Genomic DNA, 11,909 nt, shown 5'->3' with positions numbered 1-11,909 from the left:
AAAGGCTAGCCTACGATTTTCACCTTATACTGACGCAGCCAGTATTCCATTTGCAGCAGGTAGGCGAACAACTGGGGGCCGGACATTAACTGCCCGAACCAGGGCAGGTGCGAGCTTGCGTCCGTCGTTGCCGCGATCTCCCTGATTTTATCCGCGTCAATGAGCGGGAGCAGCGGCGACGAAGGGTCGTCGAGCCTCTCCAGCAAGCGGGATCGAACCGTCGACAGGTAGTTGGGGTTATGGGTTTTGGGATACGGGCTTTTCTTGCGGTAGAGGACGTCGTGCGGAAGGACCCCTTCCAGCGACCGCCGCAAAATGCCTTTTTCCCGGTCTCCGGCCATTTTGATTTCCCACGGGATGTTCCAGACGTATTCGACCAGCCGGTGATCGCAATAAGGCACGCGCACCTCCAGCCCGACCGCCATACTCATCCGGTCTTTCCGGTCGAGCAGCGTCGGCATGAAGCGGGTAATGTTCAAATAGGACATCCGCCGCATGCGCCTCTTCTGTTCGTCTTCCCCGGCGAGATGGGGCACCTCGGCCACCGCCTGCGCATACCGGTCTCCCAAATACTCCTCGGGACGAAGAAGCTGTCTCATTTCGGGAGAAAGCAATCCGGTACGAAGCGAAGCGGCTAGGGACCAGGGAAACGTTTCGGCCGCCAGAGCGTCCTGCCGATGGAACCAGGGGTATCCGCCGAAAATTTCGTCCGCCGCCTCCCCGGAGATCGCGACGGTGGAATGCTTTTTGATTTCCCGGCAAAAAAGGTACAGCGACGCGTCGATATCCGCCATGCCGGGCAGATCTTTCGCCCGGACGGCCGCTTCCAGCGAATCGGCCAGCTCCGGCGTATCGAACTGGACTCCGTGATGCTCGGTGGCCAAGTGGCGGCTCATCCGCTCGATCCACGGGGCGTCCGGGTTCGGCTGAAAGTCATGGGCCGTGAAATGCTTGTCGTTGTCCACGTAATCGACGGAGAACGTATGGACGCGCCCTTGTCCCGTCCTCTCGTAATAGCGGACCGCAAGGGCGGTCAGCGCGCTCGAATCCAACCCTCCCGATAGCAGCGTGCACAATGGGACGTCCGACACGAGCTGCCTTTCAAGCGTATCGGACAGTAGTTCGCCGACTCGCTTCGCGGTCGCGTCCGCGTCGTCTTCGTGAGGATGGCTTTCGAGCTTCCAGTAAGCCGTCGTCCGCAGTCCGTTCCGGTCGTAGGTCAGGCAATGCCCCGGCTTGAGCTCGAGCATGCCCCGCCACACGCCGTGTCCGGGCGTCCGGGCCGGCCCGATCACGAACAGCTCAGCCAAGCCTTCCGCATCCACCTCCGCCGGAACTTCCGGATGTGCTAATATCGCCTTCGGCTCCGACCCGAACAGAAGCCTCCCTTCCGAATGGCGGTAAAACAACGGCTTCACGCCAAGGCGGTCCCGGGCCATGAACAACGTTTCCTCGTCGGTCCGCCAGATGGCGAACGCGAAGATTCCGTTGAACTTGTCGACGCAGGCCGGTCCCCACTCCACGTAACTGAGCAGCAGCACTTCGGTGTCGCAGGTCGTCCTAAACCGGTATCCGAGCCGGACCAGCTCGTCGCGCAATTCTCCCGCATTGTAAAGCTCCCCGTTGTAAACGACGACGCAATCCTGCTCCTCCGCCGATTTGACCGGGCGGACCATCGGCTGCGCCCCGTTCGCGGGATCGATGACGGACAGCCGCCGGTGGCCGAAGGCGCAGTGGCGGGACAGCCAGGTGCCCGAAGCGTCCGGTCCGCGGAGCTCCAGGGTTTCCGTCATTTTCTCAATCGTGTCGGCTTGTTTCGTTAAATCCTCGTTCCAGTCGATCCATCCGGTAATGCCGCACATAAGCTCCCCTCCCTCGCTGTGGGACCGATCAACCGATCATAAGATGGATATGCGAAAAAAGGGATAACATGTCTGTCCGGCGGGAGAAAATACGTAACGAACCGTGTCGGAAAGGAGTGGACGCGAAGACATGTTGACGGTGAGACAAGCCTCATTCCGCGGAATCCGCGACGTCGGGGGACAGAGGGTCGCGGAGGTCGAAGTGATGACCGACGACCCCGGCTGCGCGAGCCTGCTTGCGTATTTCCGGGAAGGCCCGAAAGGGTACCAGCTCGTTCGGGTGCTGTCCAACGATGCGGCTACGGAAGTGGACTGGTACGACAATAACCTTCACGAAGCTTTCGAAGACGTGACGATGAAGCTATTCAGCGGTCCCAGCCATGGCGGCGGAGAGGATCGCAACGCGTTTGCCGCGCAAGTGCTTGACAAGGACGGCATCCGTGCGGACCTGGATCTCCATCTCGCCGGCGGCGGACGGTAAAACAGACGAAAACTCCCCCGCCGGCGTGAAGTGCACCCCTTATAGTGGACATTGGAAAAACACCCTGGTGTTTAAACCGATGAAAACTATAGGGGGTGCTTTTCGTTATGGCGAAGAAGGGGCAGAAATTTGTTTACTACAGTTTTGAAACGAAGAAGAAAGCGATTGAAATGCGGCTCCAAGGAATGCCGAAGAAGAAAGTGGCAGAAGTATTGGCTATCGAGGATATTACTCGACTAAAGGTTTGGATGCGCCGGTACAAGCAAATGGGTGATTATGGCCTTATGGATCACCGTGGTAAGCGGAAAGAGTACACCGACGTGGATCGTTATGTAAAACGCTTGGAATTGGAGAACGCCGTCCTAAAAAAGTGGTTGGCCATTACGAAGGCGGAGGTGTACCAGAGAAATATAGGCTCGTCCATGAGCTCCGTGAAAACTTTAGCGTCACTGAGCTCTGTAAGGAAGTCGGCGTTTCCCGCAGTGGATACTACGCCTATGTAAAAAGGTTGGAGGAGGACAAGGATAAAGCATCTAAGCAGCTAGTTCGTGCCACTTATGAGCGTTACAACGGTGTTTACGGTTATAGGCAAGTTCAGCTATTCCTGCATCAAGATTACGGTGTATGGATGAACCACAAGAAGGTGCTGCGGTTAATGCAATTAATGGGCCTTCGCTCTAAAATTCGTCGCAAATACCGTCATAACAGCCGCACTTGGAACACAGGTGACCGGGCTGTTGGAAACATCTTGAGTCGCCAATTCAGAGCAGACGCACCTAACCAAAAATGGGTCACCGATATCACGCAGTATCGAGTTGGCGATTCCTGGCTGTACCTCTCCGCCATTAAAGACTTATGCCAGAACGAAATCGTCGCTCACCATATAAGTGAGAGTAATGACACGGAACTTGTGTTACAGACATTCGCAAAGGCATTCGAAACGGAGAAGGACGTGACCGGCCTGATCGTTCACAGCGATCAGGGAACCCAGTACACGTCCTACAAGTACCACGACATGCTGCCAAAGGTTGGCGCCCAAATCAGCATGTCACGCCGAGGCAATTGTTATGACAATGCCTCCATGGAGAGCTTCTTCTCGCATTTGAAAGCGGAAGGGCTCTACCCCTATGATATTCGAACCTTTGAAGAAGCACAAAGGCGAATTGATGAGTACATCCACTTTTACAATCATTGTCGACCGCAAAGAAAATTGAACAAGCTGGCTCCGGTTCAATACCGGCGCCAGCTTGTCGGGTAGGGTTTTTCTTTAGTGTCCGCTAAATGGGGTCTTGACCAGCGCGAGGGAGTTTTTTGCTGCGTCATTTCATTTCAAGGCGACGAGGATAGCCCCTGCGGCGATCAAGACGACGCCCAGCGAGTTCAGCAGGGAAATCTTTTCTCCGAGGAAAAGGTAAGCCAGCACGACGGCGATGACGACGCTGAACTTGTCGATGGGACCTACCTGCGATACTCGGCCGTACTTCAGCGCCAGAAAGTAGAACAGCCAGGACAAGGCGCCGGCGACGCCACTCAGCGCGACGAACGTCAAAGCCCTTTTGTGGCCGAGGATTTCCCCCATCTGCGAGAATTTCCCCTGCACCGCCACCACGCCAAGGAGGAACAACGCCATAATGACGGACCGTACGGCCGTCGCGGCGTTCGCGTCCAAGTCCTTCAGCCCGATCTTTCCGAAGATCGCCACGAGCGCCGCCGTCACCGCGGAAAGCAGCGCATAAAGCAGCCATGACAAAACCACTCGCCTCCGATACCCTCAGGATTTTCACCTAGCATACCATGAAAACCGCCGGTTAACCCCTTGTAACGCCGGATCCGCCCCGCAGCGGAGGAAATTCCATCGTATGCGTCCGGATGCGGGAGGAGCGGTTCTGCGCGCCTTTCTTATCGAAGGCCAGCGTCGCGTTGATTTCGCCCCCGAGCAGCAGGATGTTCGCGCTCATGTACAGCCAGATCAGCAGCAAGATGACGCCTCCCAGGCTTCCGTACGTTTTCGAATAGTTTCCGAAATGGTTGACGTACACCGCGAACAGCAGCGACGACGCGATCCAGCCAACGACGGCGAACAAAGCGCCGGGCACCACTTCGCGGAACGTCAGCCTTCTGTCCGGAATGAGCCAGTAGAGCAAAGCGAACACGCCGAAAAGCGCCGCGACGGGGAAAGCGTAGCGGATGAGCCCCCAGATCAGTTCAAAACCTTGGGGAAAGCTCAGCAACCGGAAAATGTACTCCCCGATCACATGTCCGAACACGAGCAGCGGAATCGAGACCGCAATCACGACGGCCAGTACGACGGTGGACAGAAGAGAGAGGCCGCGCGTTTTCCAGAACGGCCGGGTTTCCTTTTCGTCATAGGCTTTGTTGAGCCCTTTCATGATGGCGCCCACGCCGTTGGAAGCGGCCCACAGCGTACCCAGCATCCCGAAGGAGAGGACGGCGCCGCTCCGGTTCTCCGTAACCTCCTGCAAAGTTTTCCGTAAGCTGTCAGCGGAGTCTGCCGGAAGCATGCGGATGAATTCGTCCAACACGGAATTTCCGCCCAGTTGAAGAAAACTGATAATCGTGACCAGAAAGATGAGGAAAGGAAAAAAGGCGAGAATCAAATAGTACGTCAATTGGGCGCTCATGGCGGGCACGTCGTCGTCCTTGAAACGCACGTACAGGTGCTTCGCGAACCATACGGTTTTCTCTTTCGGGCTCATGGGGCAGGCCTCCTTTACTGCATTTGGAATATGCCCTATTACCCTTTTTTCTTCGTCGCGAATGGCACCAAGAAAAAGAGACTCGGAAATCCGAGCCTCTTCGGGTCATTAACTTTCTTCCATCAGCTTGCGTTCGAGCGTGTGGACGTCGGTCAGGCGGATCAATTTGTCGCGGATTTCGATCAGTCCTTGGTCCTGCAAGTCCTGCAGCACCTTGGACACGGTTTCGCGGACCGCCCCGACCATGTCGGCCAGCTGCTGGTGGGTGATTTTGACCGGGATCTGCTGGCCTCCGTATTCTTGGCCCAAGTTGAGGAGGCGTTTGATGATCCTCGTTTTGACGTTGAGGAAGGTCAAGTCGTAGATTTGCTGGTTCGCCTTGCGCAGCCGTTCCATCGTGTAGTCCAGCAGATGAAACGCCAGATGGCGGTCCTGTTCGATCAGCGTCTGGAAGTCGATCCGACGGAGCGCGTACAGCCGCGTCGCCATCAGCGTTTCAGCCGTCGCGGAGCGGACCAGGCCGGGCTTCATCAGGGCCATCTCGCCAAAATACTCGCCTTCCCGAAGGAAAGCGAGCGTCACTTTCTTGGCCTTATCGAACGTATAGATGCCGACCGCGCCGGAACCGATGAAGTAGATTTCGTCGCCTTCGTCGCCCTCGAGGAAGATGATTTCTCCCTTGCGCAGTTTTTTGACGAACATCAGAGGAACGATGCGTTCCAGCAGCGCGGGTTCGATTTCCCGGAAAAATGGAATGGACGTGCGTAGTTTAGAGGTGTCGATCGCCATCCCATTCCTCCTTTAGCTCATGTTATGGCGGGTACGGCCCGTTCGATCCGGAAAGTCGTATGCTGCATCAGATCGAATCGGTCGCCGGTGGCCCGCAGGCGGATAATCGGCCGGCTCGGGCAGCCGGGATTGGTCTCGACGACGGTCCCCTCAAGGCTGCCCGTCAACGTCACCGCCGTACCGACAGGATATGGCTCGAAGACGTTCAGGAATGCCCGGACGACGGAATAATCGTACGCATTATCAATCTTCGACATGACGAAGTCAAATCCTTCACAAGGCGTGCGCGGAGTGAGCGAACGATTCATGAAATCGTCGAATTCGCTCGCGAGCGCGCAGATTTGCGACGGCTGCCGGAACGCGTCGCCGCGGATCCCGTGGGGAAATCCCCGGCCGTCGATCCTTTCGTGATGCTGAAGGACGATTTGCAGCGACGGGATCGAGAGGCCGGGGAGCCTGCGCAGCACGTCGAAGCCGATCATCGGGTGGTTGAGGACGAGCTTGTCCTCCAGAGGAACGGCAAGCCCGATATCATGGAGGAGGCTGCCGATGGCCACGTCGCGAAGCTCGTTTTCCCGGTAGCCGAGGGCTTTGGCCGTCATCACGGACAAGAAGCACACGTTGAGACTGTGCGCAATGAGCTCCTCCCGTTCCTGAGACAAGTCTGCGGGTCCGATTTTGACTTCGGTTTTCTCCGCCAGGAGGCCGGAAAGATGATCCGCCCAGTCGAAAATCGGTTTGACGGGAAGGCCGTCGTTCCGGCGAACGGATTCGAAGCAGCGGGTGAGCAGGTCTTCCGTCAGGGAGCGCAAATTCGTTTTCCAATCCCAACCCGTTTCGGAAGCGCGGTGATCCGCCATTTCCACGTATATATAATGTTGGCCCAAACGTTTGATGCCTTCGATCATGCGGTCGTTCAAACGGATTCCCTGTTTGAGCATCAGGCGGCCGTCCGGCGTATACAGGCCTTTGCCGAGCAGGTCGCCTTCCACCAAATCCTGTACGGGGATCAATAACATGTTCTCATCACTCCAAAACCCTCTATCGTATGAAAGAAGGTTACCATAACCCCGCTCGGCCTTTCTGTAACCGAGATTACAAAACTTGTCGAAAGATGGGACTTATGCCCGGGAAAGGGCATGAAAAAAACGCTCCCGATGGGGAGCGCTGTCGGATTTGACTGATAAGTGGCGTCCCGGAAGGGATTCGAACCCCCGACCGACGGCTTAGAAGGCCGTTGCTCTATCCAGCTGAGCTACCGGGACGCAGCTTGATTAGTTTATCACACAGCGCAGGGTCGGCTCAAGGGGATGTTAGAGGAATTTTTCGGCGTTCCGGAAGGCAAGCTTCTCCCTTGTTATTTTAACGAAAAGGAAGTCCGGTCCGTTTACAGCGGCGTTGCGCGAGGCTATGCTGAAGTACAATGAGACAATGCTCGAAAAGGAGGGGAAGACCGTGGGAGAAGGAATGAGCTTCAATCGGGAGCCGCTGCACAAAATGCTGACGGAGCTGGTGGCGGTTTCGCGAGGCAGCCGTCCGGCCAGCCTCGTGATCCGGGGCGGCACGCTCGTGAACGTCTGCTCGGGAGAGCTGTTGGAGGGCATGTCGGTTGCGTTCTGCGGGCCGAGAATCGCCTATGTGGGGAAAGATGTTTCGCATACGATCGGGGAAGGGACGCGGATTGTCGAGGCGGACGGCCGTTACATCGCGCCCGGTCTTCTTGATGGGCATTGCCATATCGAAAGCACGCAAATGACGGCTTCGTCGTTTGCGAGAGCCGTCTTGCCGCGGGGAACGACGGGCGGATTTTTCGATCCGCATGAAATCGCCAACGTGCTGGGACTCGAAGGCATCCGGCTTATGCTCGAAGAGGCGCGGACGACGCCGCTGGCCGCTTACATGCAGGCCGCTTCCTGCGTACCGGCCGCGGGTCCGGCGTTCGAGACGTCGGGCGCTTCCCTCGGACCGGACGAAGTCGCTGAAGCATTGTCCTGGGGCGGCGACGTCATCGGGCTTGGCGAAGTCATGAACTTTCCGGGCGTCGTCTATGGGGACGAGCACATGCTGGGAGAAATCGCGGCGACGCTGCGCGCGGGCAAGATCGTCGACGGCCATTTCACGTGGCCGGCATCGGATTGGCGGCTTCCCGTGTACGCGGCCGCAGGCGTAACCGGCGACCATGAGAACGTGACGCCGGAAGACGTGATCGAACGGGTCCGGCTCGGCATGTACGCCAAGCTGCGCCAAGGCTCCGCTTGGCATGACGTGGCCAACACGATCCGAGCGCATACCGAGCGTGGGCTCGACCCTCGCCGGATCATGCTGGTCACCGACGACAGGAGCGCCGAATCCCTCCTCGACGAAGGCCATATGGACTTCGTCGTACGCCTGGCCATCCGCCAAGGAGTAAAGCCGGTGACGGCCTTTCAGATGGCGACGCTCAACACGGCAGAGCGGTTTGGAGTCGCACGCGACGTCGGTTCAGTAACGCCGGGCGCATATGGCGACGTGATTTTGCTGGACGGTCCGCTTTCCGACGTCAACGTGAGCATGACGGTCGCCGCGGGACGGATCGTGGCCGAGAACGGCCGGATGACGGTCGACTGGCCGGCTTTCGCGTACCCGCCAAGCGCCAGGGAAACCGTGCGCGTAGGACGCGGGATCCGCGCGGAGGATTTCGCCATTCGGGCTCCCGTTGAGGCGGGGCAGTTGACGGCGCGAGCCGTCGAGCCGATCGAAAACCGGGCGGATACGAAGGAACGGATGGTGCAAGTTGCGGCGGCGGACGGATTCGTGCGATTGGATCCGGCGACGGGACTATGCAAAATCGCGGTGTTCGAGCGGCATTTCGCGACGGGAGGCCGGTCGGTCGGCTTGCTGTCGGGACTCGGATTCGACCGTCCCGCGGCGATCGCAATGACGGTCGCGCACGACAGCCACAATCTGCTCGTCGTCGGCAACGACGACGCCCTGATGGCGGAAGCCGCGAACGCCGTGATCGGGTGCCAGGGAGGAATCGCGGTCCTTGGCGCCGGAGCGCCGGTGCTGTTCGAGCTTCCGGTCGCCGGCTTGATGTCGGACGCCGATCCGGAGACGGTAGCCGAACGATCGAGGGCTGTCGGACGGGCGCTGAAGGAGGTCGGCTGCGGGTTGAACAACGCGCTGATGACGATCTCGCTGCTGGCTCTGGTCGTGATCCCCGAGCTTCGGCTGTCCGACCAAGGGCTCGTTCGCATCTCGCCGGACGGCATCCGGAAAGTGCCGCTGTTCCCGGATTACGAATAGAAATCGGACAATGCAAAAAGGTGTTCCCCACGGAACACCTTTTTTGCTTCAATAACGTTCATGCGCCGAAATACAAAAAGAAGCCCTGATCTAAGGGCTTCGCTGTTTCATATGCATTTGGAGCGGGTGAAGGGAATCGAACCCTCGCCTCAAGCTTGGGAAGCTGGCGTTCTACCATTGAACTACACCCGCACGGCACGTGAGCAAGAGTTATGATAGCACAGTCCCGACCGCATATCAATCCTCTCGCCGTGCCGGATAACGCCGGCTTTTTCCTTTTCCGGGAAACTTCATGGTATAATGCGGGGGACCGAACCTGAGGCCGATTTCCGGCCTGGAAGGGGATTTGCGATGACCGACCGCGCCAATGACAATTTGGTGTTGTTTCCTAAAACGCTGGACTATTATCAAATCCAATTGACCAAAATGTTGGAAACGGAAAGATACGGGGACGCGAAAGCGCTGCTGACCTTCCTGCTCCAATGCCATGGCGACGCGGAACGCCACCATACGGAATGGCAAGCCTTGCTCGGATGGCTGGAAGCCGCGTTTCCGGAAGCCGTCGTGGCCGGAAACGTCGTTTCGGTTTTCGACGACGAACCCGATGATGAGATTGCCGAATCCGACTGGGTACGCAAACGGGTGGAGGATCGCTCCGTCCAGGATGCCGAATATGTCCCCCGTCTTCTCAAAACGCTGAAGGAAGCGGATGACCCGGAGCAGCAAATGCTCGTCATCGGCCAGTTGCTCCACTTGATCCATCCGGACGTCGAACCCGCCTTGAGAGAGTGGTTGTCGGAACGCGAGCATCACCCGTCCGTGCAATTCCGGGCGCTGCAGGCGCTCCGCAAGCAAGGAGCGGCGGGAAGCGTCCCTCTGTGGAGGGACGGGGAATTGATGGCGCTCGAGATCGGCGACACCCCGGTTTCGTTTTCCGATTTTCCGCAACCCGTCCTTACGGTGATGGACCGCGTTCGCCAGACCGCGGAAGTGTCCGACCCCACGCTGTCCTATTTCGCGGAGGAAATGTGGAAGGAATGCGTGCAGGCGGCATACGGCACTCCGATCTACCGGACGATGATCCAGGACGACGACGGATCCGCAGACGTTTGGGCGGCCGCGCTTCACCAGATTTTGCTGGAAAAGCTGCACGGCCAAACCGCGGACGACGAAATCCGCGACCAGTACGGCATTACCGACGAATTGCGGTTTCGTTACGAGCAGGCGCTGCGGTGGCTGAGACAATATTCCGCGGAACCTCGATCCGTCCTGTGACGAGACGACAATCCCTGCCTTGCGAAGGAACGGAACGTTGGATATAATGTAATGGTTTATGTAAAGGGGAGCCGTCTAGATACGGCACAAAGAAGCCAACGGTAAGAGTTTGACATCGTCAAACTCCCGACAATAGTGGAGGGGAAAGTTACCATGAAAGCGAATTGGGAAAAAATAGAGAAGAACGTCGGCGTTCTCGACGTTGAAATCGACGCGGAACAAGTTGCCGTCGCATTGGACAAGGCATTCCGCAAAGTCGTCGCCAAAGTAAACGTGCCGGGATTCCGCAAAGGCAAAGTGCCGCGCGCCATCTTCGAAGCTCGTTTCGGCGTAGAGAGCCTGTATCAGGATGCCATCGACATCCTTCTTCCGCAAGCGTATTCGGAAGCGGTTGAGCAAGCCGGCATTGAGCCGGTCGACCGTCCGGATGTGGACGTCGAGCAATTTGCCAAAGGACAAGCTTTCAAGTTCAAAGCTAAAGTCACGGTGAAGCCGGAAGTCAAACTCGGCGAATACAAAGGCCTTGAAGTACCGGCAGCCGACGCCGAAGTGACCGAAGAGGAAATCGCCAAAGAGCTGGAGCGCCTCCAAAACCGTCATGCGGAACTCGTCGTCGTCGACGAAGGCCCTGCTCAGCAAGGCGACACGGCGGTCATCGACTTCGAAGGCTTCCAGGACGGAGTGCCGTTCGAAGGCGGCAAAGGCGAGATGTACTCTCTCGAACTCGGTTCCGGCTCGTTCATTCCCGGCTTCGAAGAGCAAGTCGTCGGCCTGAACATCGCCGAAGAGAAAGACGTCAACGTCACGTTCCCGGAAAACTACCACGCGGAAAACTTGGCCGGCAAGCCGGTCGTGTTCAAAGTGAAACTCCATGAAATCAAACGCAAAAACCTCCCGGCTCTCGACGACGAGTTCGCGAAGGACGTCAGCGAATTCGATACGCTGGAGGAATATAAACAGGATTTGGCGGCAAAGCTGAAAGAGCGCAAGGAGAAAGACGCGGAATCCGCACGCGAAACGGCTGTCATCGACCAAGCGGCAGCGGCGGCGGAAGTCGACGTGCCCGAGGCGATGGTGGAAAACGAAATCGAGCAAATGATGAAGGATTTCGAAAGCCGCCTCCGCATGCAAGGCATGAACCTGGACCTGTACTATCAGTTCAGCGGCCAAAGCCAAGAGTCGCTCAAAGAACAGATGAAAGTCGACGCTTCCAAGCGCGTCCGCAACAATCTGGTACTGGAAGCGATCGCGAACGCCGAGAACCTCGAAGTTTCCGAGTCCGACGTGGACGAAGAGCTTGAGAACCTCTCGAAAATGTACGGCCGCAGTGCGGATGAGCTCCGTACGATCTTCTCCTCTAACGGCTACCTGGACACGCTGACTTCGGACCTGAAAGTCCGCAAGGCCGTGAAGTTCATCGTGGAGAACAGCAAAACGGCGTAACGCCCACATAGTTCACCGGGATAAGGCACGTGCAATCTGCGTGCCTTATTTTTCGCA

General features: G+C 57.6%; 10 protein-coding genes and 2 tRNA genes. 5 read left to right on the top strand and 7 right to left on the bottom strand.

The window, feature by feature from the left end; genetic code table 11:
• Positions 1-5 precede the first annotated feature (5 nt).
• Entirely contained in the window at positions 6-1,862 is a 1,857-nt protein-coding gene (gene asnB, locus EAV92_RS12110; protein WP_123041328.1) for an asparagine synthase (glutamine-hydrolyzing), read from the bottom strand.
• A gap of 130 nt (positions 1,863-1,992) precedes the next feature.
• On the opposite strand from asnB, the gene EAV92_RS12105 reads away from it, so the two are divergent.
• Together EAV92_RS12105 and EAV92_RS12095 are read left to right on the top strand one after the other, a co-directional pair.
• Positions 1,993-2,343, top strand: coding sequence for a hypothetical protein (locus tag EAV92_RS12105; protein ID WP_123041327.1), 351 nt, complete (start codon positions 1,993-1,995; stop codon positions 2,341-2,343).
• A 370-nt stretch (positions 2,344-2,713) separates the two neighbouring features.
• Positions 2,714-3,601 carry an IS3 family transposase gene (locus tag EAV92_RS12095; protein WP_241158470.1) on the top strand — a complete coding sequence of 296 codons (888 nt, stop codon included), beginning with the start codon at positions 2,714-2,716 and terminating at the stop codon, positions 3,599-3,601.
• A 66-nt stretch (positions 3,602-3,667) separates the two neighbouring features.
• Here the strand turns inward: EAV92_RS12095 and EAV92_RS12090 are convergent, their stop codons facing one another.
• The 5 genes from EAV92_RS12090 to EAV92_RS12070 all read right to left on the bottom strand — a co-directional run bounded on the left by EAV92_RS12090 (position 3,668) and on the right by EAV92_RS12070 (position 7,114).
• Positions 3,668-4,093, bottom strand: a complete 426-nt coding sequence (locus EAV92_RS12090) for an EamA family transporter (RefSeq protein ID WP_420888816.1) — start codon at positions 4,091-4,093, stop codon at positions 3,668-3,670.
• 58 nt (positions 4,094-4,151) lie between these two features.
• The gene (locus tag EAV92_RS12085; protein ID WP_123041325.1) at positions 4,152-5,060 is read right to left on the bottom strand and encodes a YihY/virulence factor BrkB family protein; all 909 of its coding nucleotides are present in this window, start codon (positions 5,058-5,060) and stop codon (positions 4,152-4,154) included.
• 108 nt (positions 5,061-5,168) lie between these two features.
• Complete coding sequence (locus EAV92_RS12080; RefSeq protein ID WP_123041324.1) at positions 5,169-5,849, bottom strand: Crp/Fnr family transcriptional regulator; 681 nt, start codon at positions 5,847-5,849, stop codon at positions 5,169-5,171.
• Between the two features lie 17 nt (positions 5,850-5,866).
• Positions 5,867-6,868 (bottom strand): HD-GYP domain-containing protein, encoded by a 1,002-nt coding sequence (locus tag EAV92_RS12075; protein ID WP_123041323.1) that lies wholly within the window; start codon positions 6,866-6,868, stop codon positions 5,867-5,869.
• 169 nt (positions 6,869-7,037) lie between these two features.
• Positions 7,038-7,114, bottom strand: a tRNA-Arg gene (locus EAV92_RS12070).
• A 202-nt stretch (positions 7,115-7,316) separates the two neighbouring features.
• Here EAV92_RS12070 and EAV92_RS12065 point away from each other — a divergent pair.
• Positions 7,317-9,134, top strand: coding sequence for an adenine deaminase (locus EAV92_RS12065; protein WP_123043701.1), 1,818 nt, complete (start codon positions 7,317-7,319; stop codon positions 9,132-9,134).
• 118 nt (positions 9,135-9,252) lie between these two features.
• Here EAV92_RS12065 and EAV92_RS12060 read toward each other — a convergent pair.
• A tRNA-Gly gene (locus EAV92_RS12060) sits at positions 9,253-9,326 on the bottom strand.
• Between the two features lie 159 nt (positions 9,327-9,485).
• Here EAV92_RS12060 and EAV92_RS12055 point away from each other — a divergent pair.
• Positions 9,486-10,409 carry a HEAT repeat domain-containing protein gene (locus EAV92_RS12055; protein ID WP_123041322.1) on the top strand — a complete coding sequence of 308 codons (924 nt, stop codon included), beginning with the start codon at positions 9,486-9,488 and terminating at the stop codon, positions 10,407-10,409.
• 153 nt (positions 10,410-10,562) lie between these two features.
• On the top strand, positions 10,563-11,852 hold the full coding sequence (gene tig / locus EAV92_RS12050) for a trigger factor (RefSeq protein WP_123041321.1): 1,290 nt from the start codon (positions 10,563-10,565) through the stop codon (positions 11,850-11,852).
• The last annotated feature ends 57 nt before the right edge of the window (positions 11,853-11,909 follow it).

Origin of the sequence: Cohnella candidum, assembly GCF_003713065.1 — a bacterium.
GTDB classification, from domain to species: Bacteria; Bacillota; Bacilli; order Paenibacillales; family Paenibacillaceae; genus Cohnella; species Cohnella candidum.
This window is presented reverse-complemented; position numbering and strand designations above follow the sequence as displayed.